19 protein-coding genes and 1 riboswitch are annotated in these 18870 nt (G+C 52.9%); of the genes, 5 read left to right on the forward strand and 14 right to left on the reverse strand.

Annotated features, from left to right (window positions below):
- Positions 1 to 274 precede the first annotated feature (274 nt).
- Positions 275 to 1057 (reverse strand): delta-lactam-biosynthetic de-N-acetylase, encoded by a 783-nt coding sequence (gene pdaA / locus ET464_RS11650; RefSeq protein ID WP_129441065.1) that lies wholly within the window; start codon positions 1055 to 1057, stop codon positions 275 to 277.
- A 174-nt stretch (positions 1058 to 1231) separates the two neighbouring features.
- Between pdaA and ET464_RS20330 the strand changes: the two genes are divergently transcribed.
- Positions 1232 to 1555, forward strand: a complete 324-nt coding sequence (locus tag ET464_RS20330) for a hypothetical protein (RefSeq protein WP_244226515.1) — start codon at positions 1232 to 1234, stop codon at positions 1553 to 1555.
- Position 1556: 1 nt separating this feature from the next.
- On the opposite strand, the gene ET464_RS11660 is transcribed toward ET464_RS20330, so the two are convergent.
- Positions 1557 to 1991 carry a hypothetical protein gene (locus tag ET464_RS11660; RefSeq protein WP_129441067.1) on the reverse strand — a complete coding sequence of 145 codons (435 nt, stop codon included), beginning with the start codon at positions 1989 to 1991 and terminating at the stop codon, positions 1557 to 1559.
- Between the two features lie 223 nt (positions 1992 to 2214).
- Positions 2215 to 3783, reverse strand: coding sequence for an L-glutamate gamma-semialdehyde dehydrogenase (gene pruA, locus ET464_RS11665; RefSeq protein ID WP_129441069.1), 1569 nt, complete (start codon positions 3781 to 3783; stop codon positions 2215 to 2217).
- Positions 3784 to 3926: 143 nt separating this feature from the next.
- A riboswitch (ZMP/ZTP riboswitch) is annotated at positions 3927 to 4011 on the forward strand.
- A 94-nt stretch (positions 4012 to 4105) separates the two neighbouring features.
- Here pruA and ET464_RS11670 point away from each other — a divergent pair.
- Together ET464_RS11670 and ET464_RS11675 are read left to right on the forward strand one after the other, a co-directional pair.
- The gene (locus ET464_RS11670; protein WP_129441071.1) at positions 4106 to 4984 is read left to right on the forward strand and encodes a bifunctional 5,10-methylenetetrahydrofolate dehydrogenase/5,10-methenyltetrahydrofolate cyclohydrolase; all 879 of its coding nucleotides are present in this window, start codon (positions 4106 to 4108) and stop codon (positions 4982 to 4984) included.
- Positions 4962 to 5600 (forward strand): cyclodeaminase/cyclohydrolase family protein, encoded by a 639-nt coding sequence (locus ET464_RS11675; RefSeq protein WP_129441073.1) that lies wholly within the window; start codon positions 4962 to 4964, stop codon positions 5598 to 5600. The genes ET464_RS11670 and ET464_RS11675 overlap by 23 nt, the downstream gene beginning before the upstream one ends.
- Positions 5601 to 5696: 96 nt before the next feature.
- Here the strand turns inward: ET464_RS11675 and ET464_RS11680 are convergent, their stop codons facing one another.
- Positions 5697 to 6011: a hypothetical protein gene (locus tag ET464_RS11680; RefSeq protein ID WP_129441075.1), complete on the reverse strand. Its 315-nt coding sequence runs from the start codon at positions 6009 to 6011 to the stop codon at positions 5697 to 5699.
- A 174-nt stretch (positions 6012 to 6185) separates the two neighbouring features.
- Here ET464_RS11680 and ET464_RS11685 point away from each other — a divergent pair, with 174 nt between their 5' ends.
- Entirely contained in the window at positions 6186 to 6929 is a 744-nt protein-coding gene (locus tag ET464_RS11685) for a GNAT family N-acetyltransferase (RefSeq protein ID WP_244226516.1), read from the forward strand.
- 551 nt (positions 6930 to 7480) lie between these two features.
- On the opposite strand, the gene ET464_RS11690 is transcribed toward ET464_RS11685, so the two are convergent.
- From ET464_RS11690 to ET464_RS11735, 10 genes are all read right to left on the reverse strand, one after another.
- Entirely contained in the window at positions 7481 to 7954 is a 474-nt protein-coding gene (locus tag ET464_RS11690) for a hypothetical protein (protein ID WP_129441077.1), read from the reverse strand.
- A complete protein-coding gene (locus ET464_RS11695) occupies positions 7951 to 8925 on the reverse strand; it encodes an ABC transporter ATP-binding protein (protein ID WP_129441079.1) in 975 nt (324 codons plus the stop codon). The genes ET464_RS11690 and ET464_RS11695 overlap by 4 nt, the downstream gene beginning before the upstream one ends.
- Positions 8918 to 9904 (reverse strand): ABC transporter ATP-binding protein, encoded by a 987-nt coding sequence (locus ET464_RS11700; RefSeq protein ID WP_129441081.1) that lies wholly within the window; start codon positions 9902 to 9904, stop codon positions 8918 to 8920. The genes ET464_RS11695 and ET464_RS11700 overlap by 8 nt, the downstream gene beginning before the upstream one ends.
- A gap of 12 nt (positions 9905 to 9916) precedes the next feature.
- On the reverse strand, positions 9917 to 10837 hold the full coding sequence (gene opp4C, locus ET464_RS11705; RefSeq protein WP_244226767.1) for an oligopeptide ABC transporter permease: 921 nt from the start codon (positions 10835 to 10837) through the stop codon (positions 9917 to 9919).
- A gap of 18 nt (positions 10838 to 10855) precedes the next feature.
- Positions 10856 to 11809, reverse strand: coding sequence for an ABC transporter permease (locus tag ET464_RS11710; protein WP_129441085.1), 954 nt, complete (start codon positions 11807 to 11809; stop codon positions 10856 to 10858).
- A 67-nt stretch (positions 11810 to 11876) separates the two neighbouring features.
- Entirely contained in the window at positions 11877 to 13601 is a 1725-nt protein-coding gene (locus ET464_RS11715; protein WP_129441087.1) for an ABC transporter substrate-binding protein, read from the reverse strand.
- 275 nt (positions 13602 to 13876) lie between these two features.
- A complete protein-coding gene (locus tag ET464_RS11720) occupies positions 13877 to 14788 on the reverse strand; it encodes an ArsR/SmtB family transcription factor (protein ID WP_129441089.1) in 912 nt (303 codons plus the stop codon).
- Between the two features lie 113 nt (positions 14789 to 14901).
- On the reverse strand, positions 14902 to 15735 hold the full coding sequence (locus tag ET464_RS11725) for an energy-coupling factor transporter transmembrane component T family protein (RefSeq protein ID WP_129441091.1): 834 nt from the start codon (positions 15733 to 15735) through the stop codon (positions 14902 to 14904).
- Positions 15732 to 17432 (reverse strand): ABC transporter ATP-binding protein, encoded by a 1701-nt coding sequence (locus ET464_RS11730; RefSeq protein WP_129441093.1) that lies wholly within the window; start codon positions 17430 to 17432, stop codon positions 15732 to 15734. Before ET464_RS11730 ends, ET464_RS11725 begins: the two co-directional genes overlap by 4 nt.
- Positions 17433 to 17575: 143 nt before the next feature.
- Positions 17576 to 18130, reverse strand: coding sequence for an ECF-type riboflavin transporter substrate-binding protein (locus tag ET464_RS11735; protein WP_129441095.1), 555 nt, complete (start codon positions 18128 to 18130; stop codon positions 17576 to 17578).
- Between the two features lie 158 nt (positions 18131 to 18288).
- Between ET464_RS11735 and ET464_RS11740 the strand changes: the two genes are divergently transcribed.
- On the forward strand, positions 18289 to 18831 hold the full coding sequence (locus ET464_RS11740; RefSeq protein WP_129441097.1) for an isochorismatase family protein: 543 nt from the start codon (positions 18289 to 18291) through the stop codon (positions 18829 to 18831).
- Positions 18832 to 18870 lie beyond the last annotated feature (39 nt).

Here is an 18870-nt window from a genome sequence, read left to right on the forward strand (position 1 = left end):
TCCTTTCGAATGATCAAATTCGTTAGCACTCTCATTCACTGAGTGCTAAACATCTACCTCTTATATACCATATCCTAAATTTTGCTGTCAACAACCCGAATGCTTACAGCAGGGCAGCCGGACCGGGCGCAGGCTATGCGGATAACAAGACCAAGCCTGCCGTTCCGCAAAAAAGAAGCTTGCAAGGCTTATGCGGCCTAGCAAGCTTCTTGTTTCATATGTCACCGAACCTGCACATGCATGGTACTGGAAGCAGCCTGTCGCAAGGAGCCCGTTACGCCTCCGGCGTATGAGCTTTCATCTCATCCAAGCTTTTAAACACATATCCTTGCGCTCTTGCATCATCAATAATGCGCCCCAGCGCCTCCGCATTGTCCTTCGACACCGAATGCAGCAAAATAACCGCACCCGGATGAAGCTGGGACATGACGCTCCGGTAAGCAAAATCCGCCCCTCTCTGCATGGCGGTATCCCAGTCCTTGTACGCAATCGACCAGAACACGTTCGTATAGCCCATTTCCTTGCTGACGGCCAGCGACCGTTCATTAAAAATGCCGCGCGGCGTACGCAAGTAGGTCATCGTCTGCTGGCCGGTCACAGCGGTAACGCCATTTTTCACTTTATCCAGCTCGGCCCGGATCTGCTCGCGCGGAATTTGGCTCATATCCGGATGGCTCCACGAATGGTTGCCGATCAGATGCCCTTCCTTGACCATCCGGTTCAGCAGCTCCGGCTCGGTTTTAATGTAATGGCCGGTTACAAAAAAAATCGCCGACACCTGCTTTGCCTTCAGCACGTCCAAAATTTTGGCCGTATAGCCGTTTTCATAACCGTTGTCGAACGTCAAATACAGCTCCTTCGAGCTTACATCCCCTGTAAACACAGCGCCGTATTTGGCGAGCAGCTCTTTGAACCCTTCTTCATCAATAGAAGGAAGCTGGCCTTTTACGCTTTTTTTAAACCCAAAATGAAAAGCGCCGTCCGCATAAACCGCCGGCATTTGGCCAATCATCACAAGCATGGACAGCAAAGCAACGGCGACTCGCAGCCGCTTCATCGTCTCCACCCCTTTTTTTGCCGCGCCTATTCAGGCGACTGCTCTTTCTTTTGCCATAACCTTCATCTGTTTATTATCCTCAGAAGCAAAGGAAATATGTAGCGACGGCAAAAAAGTTACCTTTCACGCGCATCGTGGGTTATTATGGAAATATGGGCAAAAGGAGGAGATCCGATGAGCGATAACGGACACAATAATGATACAGGATTTAACCAAGGGCAAGGGGAGCAGCAGCATTTAACAGCTGAAGGCTCCTTGTCCGAACCGTCTGAACTTGAAAAAAAGACGGCCCTGCATACGGAAACCGCTGCGAGCCGTTCGGAAGTGCCTGTTTTTAACGATGCCACTGACCATTACCGGAACATTATGGGCGCCCCAAGCCAAAAAGCGAATCTGAATCAGATGCCAAAGCCGCTTCGCTGGTTTGGCTATTTCTTTTATACGGTCATTGCCCTGATGGTTGTTTCTTTTGTTATATCCTATCTGATGAACCGCTAAATCAAGGCGTGTCAGCAACAATTTTCACATAGCTGTTCCCGCTTTTGACAGCAAGCGCTGCGCTTGGGCTTGTGCCGGGAATCGACCACACTTCCGTACCCGCGGGAAACGTGTTGGAGGATCTTGCGCCTTCCTCCAGTCGTTCCTCCGAGTGGCGCTCCGCAATTTCCCCCAGCTTCTCGCTAACATTCAGCACCGTCTCCGCTGTTATCCGGTAAATCACATTGTCCCATTTCACGGATGCAAATGCGTACGATTTTTGCTCGCTTGATAGGGTTACGGAATGATCGTCCCGAAGGGGGGCAAGCTGATGCTCCAGGTCAGACGGGCCAGCTGGAACGTTGGCCGCTTTCACCTCTGAATGCGAGGATTCGCTGGAGCAGGCGGCCAGAATTATGCAGGCTGCTATCCCTAACAGCATGAAGGTTTTTTTCATACCAATCACCTCATCCTCTTAACGCAAGCTGCCTGCAAAAGGTTACCAGCATTACCGGAATTGTTCGGTATTCAGTTTGGAACGAAATGGTAGATTGTGAATCCCGCAATCCGTCTTGCGGGGTTCAAGACGCACCAAAAGTCCCCGCTGCCCTTGCTGCAAAGGGGTGCGGGGACTGCAAATGACGGCGCACAGCCGCATACAGCCGGTAAGACGTTCCTGCTTACAGCTTCCGGGAAAGCGCCTTGGCTTGCGTAAACAGCAGCAAATAATCATAACCTCCGGCTTTCGAATCCGTGCCGGACATATTAAAGCCTCCAAACGGATGAGCGCCAACCAGCGCGCCCGTACATTTGCGGTTAATATATAAATTGCCGCAGTGCATCTCTTCAAGCGCTTCGGCAATACGACCCTCGTCAGCGGAAAAAAAAGACCCGGTAAGGCCGTATTCCGTATCGTTGAATAAAGCGATTGCCTCCTTATAATCTTTGGCTTTGCCCATCGCCAGCACCGGGCCAAAAATCTCCTCCTGCATAATGCGAGCTTTGCCGTCCACATCCGCAAATATCGTCGGCTCGATATAATAACCGTTCCCTGCCGCTTTGCCACCGCCGGCAATGAGCTTCCCTTCCGTTTTGCCGATGTCGATATAACGGAGAATCCGCGTATAGGAGCTTTGGTCAATAACCGGCCCAATCCGGTAATTACGCTCCGGCAGGCCAATCTCCAGCTTTTGGGTAAGCGCGGCTGCTTTTTCCACCACCTGGTCGTACACCGCCTCTACAATAAATGCACGCGAGCCGGCGGAGCATTTTTGCCCCTGGTAGCCAAAAGCCGACGTCACGATTGCTTGCGCCGCCGCATCCAGATCCGCCGTTTCGTCGACAACAATCCCATCCTTGCCGCCCATCTCGGCAATGACGCGTTTGATCCAGATTTGGCCCTCCGCCGTCTGCGCGGCAAGCGCGTTAATATGAAGGCCAACCTCCTTGGAGCCGGTAAAGCTGACAAAACGGGTGCGCGGATGAGACGTTAAATAATCGCCGATTTCCGCGCCGCTGCCCGGAATAAAATTCAGAACGCCGTCCGGCAGGCCAACCTCCTTCATCAGCTCCGCAAAGTGGTAAGCCACAATAGCAGACTGCGAGGACGGCTTCAGCAGCACGGTGTTGCCCGTCACAATCGCTGCGCACGTCATGCCGGTGCAGATCGCATTCGGAAAATTCCACGGCGGCAGAATTACGCCTACGCCAAGCGGAATATAATTCACTTTGTTGACCTCGCCCAGCACCGCCGTTAAAGGAAGCGTCTCGTTAATGCCCTCCAGCCTCATCATTTCCCGGGCGTAAAATTCCATAAAATCAATCGCTTCCGCCGTATCCGCATCGGCTTCCGCATAGTTTTTACCGGATTCCAGCACCATCACCGCCGAGAACAAATGCTTGCGCTCGCGCATCCGCTTTGCCGCCTGCAGCAAATATTCCGCCCGCTCCCTTGCGGGAGTTTTCCGCCAGCTTTCGAACGCGGCAAGCGCCGTTTGCATCGCTTTTTCCGCCAGCCCCACATCGGCTTTGCTGACATAACCAACCACTTCATCCAGGTTGCCCGGGTTGATGGAGACGATGTGGTCCTCCGTCACGATACGTTCGGAACCAATCAGCAGCGGATATTGCCGCCCGAAGCCGGTTTTTACCTGCGCAATCGCAGCTTCCATCGCCTTCCGGTGATGCTCTTGCGTAAAATCAGTTAACGGTTCGTTTGCAAACGGCGTTATACGGGCATATAATCCCATCGGTCCAGCTCCCCTCTCTGTGCAGAACGCTGCACACTGCTCATTCCTTTTATTGTATGTATAGATAAATACGCCCGTTTTGTGAGTACAGAACGAAAATGGCTTGAAGAAGCCCCTCTTGAACGGGTACAATAAAAGAAATAACAGCGGTATGCGACTGGCGATGAAAGTGGAATCAACCACAAGGAAGCATACGGCTTGATCGTGCCGTTCGCCTGGGGAAAGTATTTGCGTGGCCTACGTCTGCCATAGACGAGGCATGCGAATGCTTTTTTTATTTATCCGGAGGTTATCAATCGCTCAACAAGGAGATGGATGAAACATGGCGGACATATACAAAGCCAAGGAAGCGGCGGAAGCCGTATATGAAACGATAAAACACGGAGTGGCAGACTGGAAAAGACAGGGGATCACGCCGCGTATCGCTACTCTGCTGGTGGAGGGCGACCCGGCTTCGGCTTATTACGCGGAAGCGAAACGGAAAACTGCAGGCAAGCTGGGCATATCCTTTGAGCTGCATAGCTTTAAAGCGGACGTATCCGAAGCGGAGCTGCTTCAGTGCATCAGCCGGTTAAACGAGAACCCGGATGTGCATGGCATTATGCTGGAGCTGCCGCTGCCGAAACATTTGAATCCCGGCACGATTGAAGCTGCGATTGCGCCAACGAAAGACGTGGACGGCGTAACGCCTGCCAACAAGCTGGCGACCGTGACGGGAGCCGCCGGCTTGTACCCGGCCACGCCGCAAGCGTGCATCAAGCTGGTGAAGCATTACGGCCATAAGCTGGAAGGCGTTAACGTGACCTTGGTCGGCTGCGGCCGAACGGTCGGCCTGCCGCTGTTCCATTTGCTGCAGCGGGAACACGCAACCGTGACGGTATGCCATGCGTATACGCCGGACCTTACGCCGCATCTAAAGCAGGCGGCTATTTCCTTTGTTGCGGTCGGCAATCCCGGCACCGTAACGAAAGAGATGGTCCATCCGGGTCTTGTGCTGATCGACGCAGGCATTAACGAGACGGCGGACGGCTCCATCGTTGGCGACGTTGCGGCGGATGCCGGGCAGCATGCCGCTGCCTATTCCCCTGTGCCGGGCGGAGTCGGCACGCTTACGACTGCCGTTCTGTTCGAAAACCTGCTGAAAGCCATTCAGCTGCAAACCGAAAGGAATGTTAACTATGAGTACGCCCATTTCGTTTGATCAATCGATTCGCAGCTTCCTTAAGGAAGCTGGAAGCGCAAGCCCGACGCCAGGCGGCGGGAGCATCGCCGCTGTTGCCGCTGCGCTAGGCGCGGCCATGACCGCGATGGTCGGCAGCTTGTCGCAAAGCAGCAAATTCGCCGAAGTAAAACCGCAGATGGACGCCGCTCTTGCGAAAATGAACGCCTTGACGGCGGAATGCGAGCAGTTGATGGGGGACGACATCACTGCATTTGATGCATATATGGCCGCATTAAAGCTGCCGAAAGAAACGGAGGAGCAGAAGCTCCTCCGCAAGCAGGCGCTGCAGCAAGCAGCAGCCGGTGCGATCGCTGTCCCGCTCCGCCTGCTGGAGGCCTGTGCCGGAGGGATCGCCGTTGCCGGCACGATCGCCGAGATTGCGAATGCCAACGTCATCTCTGATCTTGGCATCGGTGTCCTTATGCTTGAAGCAGCCGCGCAGTCTGCATTGCTGACGGTCGAAATCAATTTACCGCAAATCAAGGATGAAGGGGAGCGCAGCCGCTGCTTCACGCAAGCCGATTCGCTCATCCGCCAAATGGAAGCGCAAAAAAACAGCCTGCTGGCTGTTGTCCGTAAACGTATGAACGAATAAGCGCTGCAACTGTGCCGGAGCGGCTGGATTTACGCTGGCAGGCGTTGCGATCGCTGTCGAGCATCAGCCGGGATTCCTCCGGCCGGGGGCGATGACCTAGTTCACATCGGCCGAAGCCGCGCTGACCGGTGTTGCGATGGCTGTGCTCGCATCAGCCGGAATTCCACCGGCTGGGGTTACGATAGGCAAGCTGGAGTAGCTGCTTTCGCCGGCGTGATACGGGCTGGATCTCGCGTGATGGAAAGAGGGCGCCACTTCATTGGCATCCGAATGGAAGGGGAGTTCGCTTTCCATCCCTTTAAACTCGTAACTGGCCTGAAACAAAATTTGTTTCAATAGATTATCCGCATAAATAACCAACGCGCAGGCAAGCGCAATTCCGCACACCAGTCCGACTGCCTTTTTCCTCATCTTCATTCTCCCTCAATCTCGAATCATTCCGTTATCTCCGCCCAACTGAAACCGACACTTTTTAGACGCACCGTTTGCTGGATTAGTTTCTAGTTTTTTTAAAACTTTTGACGGCGGCAACAAGAAAAATAATATTGTATTGTTATTCATTATATTGAATGGAAGGAATAAACGATGATGGAACTGAAACACGTGGAAGAGCTGGCATTAAATCAATGGCCGGCTTTATCGGCCTTGCTGTATGACGGCTGGCTGCTTCGTTTTGCCGAAGGTTATACCAAAAGGTCCAATTCGGTCAGCCCCATCTTTGGCTCTTCCTTGGATACGGCCGCCAAAATTGCCGCCTGCGAAGAACTGTATGCCAGCCAGCAGCAGCCTGCTATTTTTAAAATTACGCCGTTTGTGCAGCCGGAGGGGCTGGACCAGCAGTTGGCGGAACGGGGATATGTACGGGTGGACTCGTCCTTTATTCAGACGCTTAGCCTGGATCAATTGCAGCAGCCCCGCCTGGGCGGCGCCGTCATTCGGGAGACATTGACCGCAAACTGGCTGGTCGACTTTTGCAGGTTGAATCCGGGCAGTGCTGCACACCGCTCTGTGATGGAGCAAATAATTACCCGGATCATCGGCAAAACCGGCTTCATATCACTTGTTCAAGACGGCCGGACAGTGGCATGCGGCTTTGGGGTTATCGAACGGGGCTGCATCGGACTGTATGACATTGTAACGGATGAGGCATGCCGGAACAAAGGCTACGCCGAGCAAATGATCACCCATCTGCTCCACTGGGGCAAAAGCAACGGTGCCGCCAGCAGCTATTTGGCGGTCATCGCACAGAACAAGCCCGCCCTGCGGCTTTACGAGAAGCTGGGGTATAAGACGGCTTACGAGTACTGGTACCGGGTACGCCCGAATTAAGTTTCTAGCAGCCATAAGCAAGGGCTAGCTGCAGATTTCTCCCCCTTCATGCACTTCGTATTGTGTAACTTGAACCACCGGGTAAAATATGCGCCTGCAAGAAGCAGATTAGCGGTGCTGCGGAACGGCACGCACGGCTTGTTGCGTTGCAGATAACACGATGGCTGTGGCCAGGGAATGCCCGATGTGTTCCGTTGCAAGGTTGCACGATGGGCTATGTATGAGGCACTCTGCCAATGTCGCAAATGTAAATATGCATTTGTTTCTTCTACATTCCTAATTAATTTCACTTTAAAATGCATTTTTGCATTTGTTTTAATTGAAAATAGCCGAAAATGAGCATTTCAAGAAAAATCACCTGCATATTTGCATTTAATTCGTAAATTCACCGCTTTTCATTAAGAATCAAATGCATTTTTGCATTTGCGCGCAATGCCTCTCACAAGTTGCTCCACACACGGCGAATTGGGCTGCGCACTGCCACGGCGTGCTGCGTCCAAAAAAGGCGGCGCCCCCATCGTGTTTGATGGGGGCGCCGCCTTTCACTACAATTACTCCACAATAACAGCAAGCTCTTCCTGCGGCTGAAGCGCAATGGAAATCCGGATGCGCTCCGCTTGCTCCACAACATCGCCGCTGAAAAAACGCCAATATAACGGAATCATGCTGCGTAACAGATTATATTCCGCGCTGCTAAGCGAAAGCTCCTCAATCCGGTCGCCCTGGAAGCGGTAATCCGTCCCCTCCCGCTTGCCGAATTTGATCGCCAGCAAATTTTTAATGCCGCCGATTGTAATAAACGGGAACCGGTACCCTTCCCGCACCGCAGTCTCCACCGCCTGCCAGTTATCCTTGGCAAAGCCAAGCAGCCGGTCCCATTTCACCTCGGGATCAATCTTCTCCGCCAGCTCCGCTTCGCTGCCTCTGCGAAGCATCGCCACAATATCGTCCGCCGCCAGCCCATTGGCGGCAATCCGCTCCAGCTGCAATGCGTACAGCTGCGGAACCGTTACTTTACGGCTCATACGAGATGGCACGCGACATAATGGTCGCTCCCCACATGGCGGAATTCCGGTTTTTCCTCTTTGCAGCGGGCTACTGCAAACGGGCAGCGCGTATGGAACTTGCAGCCGGCAGGCGGATTAGCAGGGCTGGGCAGCTCCCCGCTTAATACGATCCGCTCGCGTTTCAGCTTCGGAATCGGGATCGGCACAGCCGACAGCAGCGCTTTCGTATACGGATGCAGCGGATTGCGGAACAGCTCGTCCCGCGGAGCCGTTTCCATCATCGAACCCAAATACATAACGCCGATTCGTGAGCATAAATGCTCCACAACGCTTAAGTCATGGGAGATGAACAGGTAAGTCAGCCCTTTTGTATCCTGCATTTTGCGGAACAGGTTAATGATCTGTGCTTGAATCGATACGTCCAGCGCAGATACCGGCTCGTCGGCAATAATGAGCTCCGGGTCAAGCGCCAGCGCCCGGGCGATACCGACGCGCTGACGCTGGCCGCCGGAAAACTCATGCGGGAACCGGTCGATATGATACGACGACAGGCCGCATGCTTCCAGCACTTCGAGCACGCGGTCGCGAACTTCGGCCTGCGGCACAAGGCCGTGGTCGAGCAGCGCTTCGCCAATCGCATCGCCAATCCGCACGCGCGGATTGAGCGAGCTGTACGGATCCTGGAAGATGAGCTGCATCTGCGGGCGCAGCTTCCGGAGTTCCTCCGGCTGCAGCGTATGCAGGTCAATCCCTTTAAACGTAACAGTCCCGTCCGTTTTGTCCGTCAGGCGCAGAATCGTCTTGCCAACTGTGCTTTTTCCGCTGCCCGACTCGCCGACCAGGCCAAACGTTTCGCCTTTGCGGATCGAAAAGCTGATATCGTCTACAGCTTTAACCTGTCCGACCGTACGGCTGAACAAACCGGATTTGATCGGAAAATATTTTTTAAGCCCGTTTACCTCAAGCAATGGCTGAACGGTCTCAGACATGGGCTATCGCCTCCTCCTCGTACAACCAGCAAGCCGCCTTCTGCTGCCCGCCGACCTGCTTCAATGCAGGCTGCTTCGTCCGGCAAATGTCCATGCAATGGGCGCAGCGGTCATGGAAATAACATGACGGTACCAGCTCCAGCGGATTCGGCACCTGCCCCGGAATGGAATAAAGTTCGTCCTGGCGCTGGTTAATGATCGGCTTCGACTTCAGCAAGCCTTGCGTATACGGGTGTTTCGGATTTTCGAACAGCTCGACTACTTCGCCTTCCTCCACGACCTTGCCTGCATACATTACAACAACGTAATCGGCCATTTCGGCCACAACGCCCAAGTCATGCGTAATGAGCAAAATAGACGTATCGGACTCTTCCTTGAACTTGCGGAGCATGTCCAATATTTGCGCCTGAATCGTTACGTCCAGCGCCGTTGTTGGCTCGTCGGCGATCAGCAGCTTTGGTCCGCACGAAATCGCAATGGCGATCATGATGCGCTGCAGCATGCCGCCGCTCAGCTCATGCGGATAGCTGTCCGCAATTTGCTCGGCGCGGGGAATGCCAACTTCGCCGATCAGCTCGATCGCCCGCTTCCGGGCCGCTTTTTTGCTGAGCTTCTGATGCTCCATCAGCGGCTCCATAATCTGCTCGCCAATCTTCAGGACCGGGTTCAGCGACGTCATCGGCTCCTGGAAAATCATCGCGATCTCGTTGCCGCGTATCGTGCGCAGCTCATTGCGGCTCAGCTTCAGCAGATCCTCGCCGTCAAACCGGATGCTGCCGCCGGCAACACGGCCGGCCGGACCTTCAATCAGCCCCATAACCGACATGGCAGTGATGCTTTTGCCGCTGCCCGACTCGCCTACGATGCAGACGATTTCGCCTTTGCGCACGTTCAAGCTAATATCATCAACGGCACGTACCGTGCCTTCTTCCGTTTTAAAATGCGTCTGCAAATGTTCAATCTCAAGCAAGTTGTTCATGATGGCATGCACCTACCTTTTCTGCTTCGGATCCAGTACATCCCTGAGCCCGTCGCCAAAAATATTGATGGCAATAACCGTGGCAAAAATCGAGAAGCCTGGCGGAATCCATAGCCAAGGATGGTCTTGGAAATCAATCATATTGTTCGCCGCGTCGATCATATTGCCCCAGGTTGGCGTAGGCGCCATAACGCCGAGGCCAAAATAACTAAGCACCGATTCACTTAGGATCGCGCCGCCGATATTGAGCGTTGCGATAACGATCAAGAGCGGCACCAGGTTCGGGAGCAAATGGTTAAACAGCTTGCGGCGGTCGCGAAGGCCAAGCACGACAGTCGCCTGCATAAATTCGCGCTCCCGCAGGCTGAGCATCTGGCCCCTCACCATCCGGGCGAGGCCCGGCCAGCCGACGATGCTGAGCATCAGCATGACGATATACATCCGGTAATCGGTCGGCACCTTCCATTCCGACAGCAAAGCGCCGAATATAAACAGCAGCGGCAAGCTAGGAATGGTCAGAAGCAGATCGGCAATACGCATAATCACTTGATCAACAACGCCGCGGTAATAACCCGCAATAACGCCAAGCAGCGATCCTACGAATACCGACAGCACCATCGAGGCGATCCCGACCGTCAAGCTGATCCGGCCGGCCTGCAGCACGCGGGTCATTACATCGCGCCCAAGCTGGTCCGTGCCGAGCCAATGCTTCAGGCTTGGCGGTTTATTCATATAAGCCATATTGATTTTGTTGTCCGTATAAGGCGAGAAGAACGGGCCGATAAAGCAAGCCAGAAACATAAACGCTACGACAACAAAACCAATGATGGCCAGTTTATTTTTAAGCAGCCGGCGCAAAGACTGTTTCCACAGCGACGTATGGGCAGCCTTGCGCGGCTGAACAGCGGAAGATTGGGCTTGTCCGTAACTCATTGACATCGTGTTAACCTCCTACAATCTGACCCGCGGGTCGGCCACATGGTACAAAATGTCCGATATCAGCGTGCCGATGACGGTCAAAATGGCGATAAACAGCGTAAAGCCCATCAGCAGCGGATAATCCCGCAAGGAGAAGGATTGCATATACAGCTGCCCGATGCCCGGCCAGTTGAATATTTTCTCAATAATAAGCGATCCGCCAAACAAAGCCGGCAGTTCAAAGCCTACCAGCGTAATCGCCGGCAGCAGCGCGTTGCGGAGCGCGTGGGTAAACAGCACTTTCCGTTCCTTCATCCCTTTGGCGCGCGCCGTACGGATATAATCCTGCTTAATAACGTCAATCATATTACTGCGGAAGTAACGCGTCAGCGATCCGACGCCCAGCAGCGTCATGACGATGACCGGCAGAATCATATGGTGGATCACTTCCTTATAATAAGCAATGCCGGTCGCATTGCTGCCGGTCGTCATCATGCCGCCCGGCGGCAGCCATTTCCAGTCAACAGCCAGCATTTTGATCAGAAATAACCCGATAAAAAAGGATGGGATTGACATCGCGGCAAATACACAAATCATGACCAGCGTGTCAAACCACGAGTATTGCTTGTACGCGGCAACAACACCGATGACAACCGCCAGCAGCCACGTCAGGAACGTGGAGACAATCGCCAGCAGGAACGAGTTCCAGATGTATTGATTAAACAGCGTAAGCACCGGCTTCTGCTGGGACAGCGAATACCCGAAGTCCCCGTGGAACGCATTGCCCATCCATGTGAAATACCGTTCAATGACCGGTTTATTTAAACCGTAAATTTCCCGCAGTTCCTCTTTGCGTTCCGGGGTCAGCTTAATATTGCCGCTGATAAAATCGCCCGGCGTCAGCGCGTACAGGCAAAAAATAAGGAAGGAAGCCGCAAATAAAATAAGGATCATATAGACGATCCGCTTCGTAATATAAGTGCTCATAATCGACTCCTTAAACCTGCCATTCCCTGCCCGAAAATCGAGGCAGGGAATGGAGTTTTTTGTATCGTTATTGGCTGATGTCGCTTAATGTCCAGTTCGGCAGGCTTGGCGCAAGACCGTTGAACGGGCTGACGCTCAAGTTTTGAATCCGGCCGTTGTAGGCATATACGCTTTTCTTGTAGCTTGTATAAATAATTGGAAGCTCATCGTTCAAGTATTGGAACAGCTCTTTGTACACCGCTTTGCGGGCTTCAATATCGTTTGTTGCCAAACCTTTGTCGTACAGCTCTTTGAACTTCGGATCGTTGTAGCCTTCGATCTCGCCGTCGACGAATTGGATGAGGCCGTCGGCAGGGTCTGTCAGCAGCGGTGTGGAGAACGATACCATATCGTAGTCTCCGCCTTCTACCTTCGATACAAGAGCGTTAAAGTCAGCGAATACTTCCGGTTCAAACTTGATGCCCAGCGCTTCGTAATCTTCTTTCGCAACCGCGATAAAGATGTCGGTTTCCGGCTTTTTCGAACCGAGGTAATGGATGGTCAGCTGTTTGCCGTCTTTCTCGCGGATACCGCCTGCGCCAACTTTCCAGCCAGCTTGATCCAGCAGCTCTTTCGCTTTCTCTTGGTCGAATTTATACGGGTTGATGCCCTCTTCCGTATAAGCCCACGAAATTTTCGAAGAAGGAATGTTCGCGACTTCGCCTGCGCCTTGGCTAGCATCCACATAGATGCTTTGACGGTCCAGTCCGTACGTCAGCGCCTGGCGTACAAGCTTGTCCTGCAGAGCCGGATGTTTCAGGTTCAGCTGCAAGTAACCGTAGTTGCTTGGCGTGTAAGGCAAAATGTTTACGAAGCCAAGACCTTTCAGCTTATCAATATTTTCTTTGGTCGCACTGAACGAAGCATAGTCCACTTCGCCCGTTTCCAGGTACTGCCAAGTGTCGCCTTCCGACGTTTTATAAATAAAATGTTCGGTTTTAGGTTTTCCTGCAAAATAATTTTCGTTCGCAACCATGCGCACTTCTTGGCCCGGAATAAATTTCTCGAGCTTGTAAGGGCCGTTGCCCAGCGGGCTGCCGCTAAGTTTCTTCATGTAATCGAGCTGGCCTTGCTTATAGTCTTTGCCATAATACGCTTTCGACAATACATCGGAACCGAGCATTGTCAATGCGCTTGCATTCGGTTGCTCCAGCGTAACGGATACCGTTTGCGGGTCGATTACTTTGATGCCCTCGATGCTCGTTGCCGTGCCTGCTTTATAAGCATCGCTGCCTTTAATATGAAGCGTGTTTACTTGGGAATCGCCGTCGTACGATTTGTCATTCAGGATTGTCCATGTAAACGCCACGTCATCGGCTGTCAGCGGCGAACCGTCGCTAAACTTCAAATCTTTGCGCAGATGGAACGTATAAGTCAAGTTGTCGGCAGAAACATCCCATTTCTCGGCAATGCCCGGGATGGGAAGGCCTTTATCGTCAACCGTCACAAGCGGGGTATACAGCAGCGACGATACGTTGCCGTCATAGCCGCTTTGCTGGAAATACGGCGTAAACGCGCCGCTTGGATCGGTAAGTCCTACAATAATCGTGTCCGTGCGGCTTTTGGCCGTGTCCGGAAGCTTCGACAGATCAGAAGCTGTAATGAGCTGAGCTGCGTCGCCTGCCGGAGCAGCCGATGGGCTCGTGCCTGCATTGGCGCTGCCGGCGTTGTTGTCGCTATTGTTGCCGCAGGCCGAAAGCAGTAATGTACTTGCCAGTAATGCTGTGGATAGGACTGTAATTCTTTTCTTCATCTTAACCCTCCTAATATACATAGCATTGAAACCTGTCTTGTCGCCCAGATTAATTCCGATAGAATTACTAAGCATTTATTTGTTGTTTTTTATTATAGGCATGAATTGCGGTTCTGTAAATAGAGAACTTAAAAATATTTCTGCATTTAAAGAATATCAATACAGTTCGTTACAAACAACTCGCCCAGCGGCCTATTTATGCCGCAAAAAAAAATCGCTGCCTGCGCGTGAAAAGACACGCGCAGGCAGCGATTCCCGTAAGTGGCGTACCGCTGTTATACCTCTTGCTTAATGTAACCAATAATTTTATGATGCACCTGCTCCAAAGCGCTTGGCCTGAGGCTGTAAGCCGTCAGTGTCTCCCCTTCGAAATGCGCGGCCAGAAGACCTGCGTTGCGCAGCTTGGAAATATGATCATGCGTAATGCCTTTCGAGAGCTCCAAATGCCGTACAATTTCGATAAACGTACGTGGTCCCTGCTGCAGGAAACGCAATATTTTCAGCCGGCTTTTCTCGGCTACGCTGCGGATCATCCGGTATTCGTGCGGATTCAGGAAATCCTCGTCCTCCACGTATACCCTTGCTGCATAATGGCATAATGTAAAGCTGCCGAAATAACTGATCACATTAATCGGCTGAAAATGATATTGCGGCATTAATACAACGTTGTCCAGCCCTTTAACCGGAGCGAAATAAAGCCCGTTTGTCGTCTCATCCACAAAGGATTGGATGTCGGCCGAAGGCAGAAGCCGCTGCTTATCGCTCGCTTCTTCTTGCAGCCGCTTCATAATAATAGGATCCATATGGCGAACATACTGCTCGTTCCATAACTCAAACAATTGAATGGTGCGGTCGCGGAAATCCGACATTTGCGCAGGAAACTGATTGCTATACAGGGATATTAGCTCATACAAATCCCCTGCCGACAGCTTCCTCAGCCAATCGGTGAAACCTGCGGCATCATCGGCCGGGCATAAATGCACCAGCAAATACGTCAGCTTCCAGTCCCCGTCAATCGCCGTATTGTTCAGCAGCTCCACAAGTTCAGGCGTCAGCCCCCGGCGGGCTTCTGCCGGCCAGGAAGGCGACAAATCCAGCTTCTTATGGGATTGGCGGCAAAGGAAAGTATGTAAGCTGCCAATTACTTCGTATAATGGCTTAAATCTCACTTCTACGTTGTATTCCAAGACGGCGCCCCCTCTCTTGCCTAATATTATAGCGCGCAGTCTCGCGTCTGTACCACTTCTATTTTTGTTATTCGCTCTATCTTGCACGAACTTGATTTTATTTTGGCAAAAAGTTAGCGCTGAAACGGATTATAAAACCGGCTTCCGTCACGAAATGTAAGCCATGCCGCACCGGCGGCAAATAAAACAATAAAAGCGGTGGCCGCAATATCGCCGGCCCTAAACGGACGGGCGCTGTACCAGGTCCGCCGGCGCTTCTCGCCAAACCCGCGCAGCTCCATCGCGGCGCTGACCGATTCGATTCTGCCCATGCTTGTCAGTATAAGCGGCATCAGAATCGAAATGACGTTGCGCAGCCGTTTCAACAGCCGTTCTTTACCCGAAATGTCAATGCCGCGGGCTTGTGCGGAAAAAGAGATGTTCTGGAAATCACGCTGCACATCCGGAATATACCTCATCGCAATGGCAACGGCAAAGGCGATCCGGTAGCTGATCCCCACCCGGTTCAAAGATGCTGCAAATTCGCTTGGATGGGTGGTTAATAGAAATAGAAGCGCCATCGGAATGACAACGCCGTATTTTAAAACAATGTTCAGCTGGTAGAACAGCTGCTCCTCCGTTACGGCATACCGCCCGTATATAGGCAGCAGTTCATGCCTCGTGCCGTAAATATGGACGCCCTCCTGCGGAGAAAACAAAAATATCGCAATATGATTCAGCAGGAAGAAAAATAATATAAGCCCTAGCACAAACGAATAATCGGCAAAACGGACTCGCGACAAAGCTAATACAACGAGGCTGAACGCCAGCATAACGGCAAGGACCCGCGTATCGTATGTGATCATGGCTGTAACTGACCAAATAATAAAAAAAAGCAGCTTTGACGCTCCGGCCAAACGGTGAATCGGCGTATCGAGCGGCGTATAAGCCAGCATCTTGACATTCATTGCGTCCGGCACCTCCTGTCAAATGCAATAAACCGCCTTACAAATTCCTGCGGCTCTTCGATGCCGGCCCGCTCCGCCAGCCGATAAACGGATGTTTTTTTCAAATTGGCGGAATTGGCGATAAACGGATCGGCCAAACTATCGCCCGGCGGGCCGTCTGCAAGTTTCTGCCCTTCCGACAGCACAACGGAGCGTGTGGCATATTCCAGCATCAGATGCATGTCGTGTGTAATGATGATGATGGTCGTTCCCTGCCGGTTCAGCTCCAGCAGAAACTCCATCATCGCGTTATAATGGCGGAAATCCTGGCCGGCCGTCGGCTCATCCAAAATGATGATTTCTGGGCCAAGCACCAGAATCGAGGCGATAGTCGCCCGTTTCTTTTGCCCGAAGCTGAGCGCCGATACCGGCCAGTTCCGCATTTCATATAAGCCGCATATTTTCAGCGCCTCATGCACCCGCTCCGCCATGCGTCCCTCCGGCTCTCCTTGCACTTTCAAACCAAGAGCAACCTCATCGTACAACATCGTTTTGGACAACATATGATTCGGATTTTGCATTACAAAGCCGATATGGCGGGAGCGCTCCTTGATCGTCATCGCGGACATATCGCGCCCATGCAGCATGATGCGCCCCGCTAACGGCTGGTGAAAGCCGCAAATAAGCTTGGAGACGGTGGACTTGCCTGCGCCGTTCCGGCCGGCGATGCACAGCATTTCGCCTTGGCGGACGGCGAGCGACAGCGGCTGCAGCGCAAGCTTGCCCCGTTCATAGCCAAAGCTGACGTCCTGCAGCTCCAGTATCGGCGCAGCCGGCTCCGGCGGCTGCGGAGCGCTGTGCCGCTCATGCCAGGCGCGCAGCTGATCTGCGCAGCTTTCGAGCCGGATGCTGTCCGGATGCTCCGGGCGCATATCGGGCGTAATGCTGCAGCCGGCGTATTTCAGCGCCGTAATATACAGCGGCTCACGGATGCCCGTCTCGCGCAGCAGCTCCGAGCTTAGCAGCTCCGCTGCCGGCAAATCGGCTGCAATACGCCCTTCTTGCATGACGATAATGCGGTCTACGTGGCGATGAAGCACTTCTTCCAGCCGGTGCTCAATGATGATAACCGTCTTCCCGGTTTCCCGGCCGATCCGGTCAATCAGCTCTACCGCTTTTTGCCCGGTCAGCGGGTCCAGATTCGCCAGCGGTTCGTCAAACAGCAAAATGGGCACAGGACTGACCATAACGCCGGCAAGCGCCGTCCGCTGCTTCTGGCCGCCGGAAAGCATATGGGGCGATGCATGCAGATGCGGCTCCATGTCCACCATACGCGCCGCTTCGGCTACACGCCTCTTCATCTCCGGCTGCGGAACGCCTTCATTCTCCAGCTTAAAGGCGATATCCTCGGCCACCGTCAGCCCTACAAATTGCCCGTCCGGGTCCTGAAGCACGGTGCCGACCAGCCGGGACAGCTCGAAGATGCTCGTTTCCTTCAGCTCCTTGCCCATCAAGGCTAACGAGCCTTCCAGCTTCCCGGGATAATAAAAAGGAATCAATCCGTTCAGGCAGTGGGCCAGCGTGCTTTTGCCCGAGCCGGACGGGCCGAGAATGAGCACTTTCTCCCCTTCTTGAATCGTCAGGTCAATGTGATGAAGCGTCGGTTCCGCTTGTGCACGGTATTGGAAGGAAAAGTTACGGAACTGTATCATTTTCATTGGCGTTCTTCCTTTATAAAAGGTTCAGAAAACAGCAAAGCCGGTGGCGGCCACCGACTTGAAGTACTTATTTTCTATTGCGTGCAGGCAGCTTCTATGCCAACCAGCCTGCAGCGGTCTCTCGAATGATAAGGCAATGCTTGCTAGACTTCTTTCGTCAAGCTGCCTTGTTTGGCTTTTGTTCGGGCATAAGCGCCGGCAAGCAGCGTGCCTAATACCGCTACCGTCACAATGTTGGCCGCGCCTGCCACAAGGCCTTGCGTATAGACTTTGTTTACCGGCTCGGCATAGATCCAAATATCAAGCGTTGGGGCAATCACAAACCAGGCTGCCGCATTGGCAATAACTTGCACGGCGTTGAACCGGATGATTTCCTTGTTGCCGAACTGCCCGTCCCCGATACGAATGCCTCTCGTCAGCAACCCGATCAGCAAACCAACCACTCCCGATGCAATTACCCAGCTGAACCATGGCGATCCATAGAAAATGGCATCCTTCAGCGTATGCCCGATTAACCCGATAAGCAGGCCGGCATACGGCCCGTACAACAATGCGAATATGGCCAGAAGCGCGTAGGTCGTCTCGATGTTTGTATCCGGCACGCCGGACGGAATGGAGCCGAACCGGCCAAGAATAACAAACAAAGCCGAGCCAATGCCAATCGCCACTACTTTATGAATCGATAATGATTTCCCCACTCCGATCCCCCAATGAACTTTTTTAATAAATAGATTATATGTCGGAATACTTGGTTTTACAATCCATTTTTACAAATGGAGGAAAAAAGAGGATCTTCCCCGCCTTGTGCAGAATTTCCATATTTAGAAGCAGCCATAATGGAAGGGGATTGGCAAATATGCAGGCACTGCTAGTGATTGATGTACAGAACGGAATCGTAGAAGCAGGAGATTTTCGCGAAGAGTTAAGCCGGATCGAACAGTGCATCCAGAACTTTCAAGCGTCGGGAAACCCGGTGTTGTTTATCCGCCATATGGAGGATGACGAAGACTCCCCGCTGTACCGGCATTGTTCCGGTTCGGAGCTTCATTCTTCCGTCAGCGGCTATGCGGAACATATAATTGTCAAACAAACGCCGGATTCCTTCCACAACACTTCGCTGGCGGAGACGCTTCAGCAGCTTGGTGCGGACCACCTGTTCATCACGGGGTTCGAAACGGAATTTTGCTGCATGTTTACAGCCATTGCCGCATTTGACCGCGGGTACAAGGTCACATTTATCTCCGATGCAACAGACTCCTGCAACACAGCCGAAACGTACGGCATGGAAGGGCTGAACATCCGCGGATTTGTCAGCAAGGTGTTGGGCTGGTCGGGTACGGTTGAAGTCGTTTCTTTTGAACAATATACGGCCAAATACGGAAGCGTCAGCGCCGTTTAAGCCGGGAAGCCCGTGCTTGCCGCCATCCACGCCGCAAGC

Source organism: Paenibacillus protaetiae (genome assembly GCF_004135365.1).
GTDB lineage: Bacteria > Bacillota > Bacilli > Paenibacillales > Paenibacillaceae > Paenibacillus_AP > Paenibacillus_AP protaetiae.

Bases quoted from the DNA above. Each gene is read 5' to 3' on its own strand.
- pdaA (WP_129441065.1), bottom strand. From the start codon at position 1,057: ATGAAGCGGCTGCGAGTCGCCGTTGCTTTGCTGTCCATGCTTGTGATG.
- ET464_RS20330 (WP_244226515.1), top strand. From the start codon at position 1,232: ATGAGCGATAACGGACACAATAATGATACAGGATTTAACCAAGGGCAA.
- ET464_RS11660 (WP_129441067.1), bottom strand. From the start codon at position 1,991: ATGAAAAAAACCTTCATGCTGTTAGGGATAGCAGCCTGCATAATTCTG.
- pruA (WP_129441069.1), bottom strand. From the start codon at position 3,783: ATGGGATTATATGCCCGTATAACGCCGTTTGCAAACGAACCGTTAACT.
- ET464_RS11670 (WP_129441071.1), top strand. From the start codon at position 4,106: ATGGCGGACATATACAAAGCCAAGGAAGCGGCGGAAGCCGTATATGAA.
- ET464_RS11675 (WP_129441073.1), top strand. From the start codon at position 4,962: ATGAGTACGCCCATTTCGTTTGATCAATCGATTCGCAGCTTCCTTAAG.
- ET464_RS11680 (WP_129441075.1), bottom strand. From the start codon at position 6,011: ATGAGGAAAAAGGCAGTCGGACTGGTGTGCGGAATTGCGCTTGCCTGC.
- ET464_RS11685 (WP_244226516.1), top strand. From the start codon at position 6,186: ATGATGGAACTGAAACACGTGGAAGAGCTGGCATTAAATCAATGGCCG.
- ET464_RS11690 (WP_129441077.1), bottom strand. From the start codon at position 7,954: ATGAGCCGTAAAGTAACGGTTCCGCAGCTGTACGCATTGCAGCTGGAG.
- ET464_RS11695 (WP_129441079.1), bottom strand. From the start codon at position 8,925: ATGTCTGAGACCGTTCAGCCATTGCTTGAGGTAAACGGGCTTAAAAAA.
- ET464_RS11700 (WP_129441081.1), bottom strand. From the start codon at position 9,904: ATGAACAACTTGCTTGAGATTGAACATTTGCAGACGCATTTTAAAACG.
- opp4C (WP_244226767.1), bottom strand. From the start codon at position 10,837: ATGAGTTACGGACAAGCCCAATCTTCCGCTGTTCAGCCGCGCAAGGCT.
- ET464_RS11710 (WP_129441085.1), bottom strand. From the start codon at position 11,809: ATGAGCACTTATATTACGAAGCGGATCGTCTATATGATCCTTATTTTA.
- ET464_RS11715 (WP_129441087.1), bottom strand. From the start codon at position 13,601: ATGAAGAAAAGAATTACAGTCCTATCCACAGCATTACTGGCAAGTACA.
- ET464_RS11725 (WP_129441091.1), bottom strand. From the start codon at position 15,735: ATGAATGTCAAGATGCTGGCTTATACGCCGCTCGATACGCCGATTCAC.
- ET464_RS11730 (WP_129441093.1), bottom strand. From the start codon at position 17,432: ATGAAAATGATACAGTTCCGTAACTTTTCCTTCCAATACCGTGCACAA.
- ET464_RS11740 (WP_129441097.1), top strand. From the start codon at position 18,289: ATGCAGGCACTGCTAGTGATTGATGTACAGAACGGAATCGTAGAAGCA.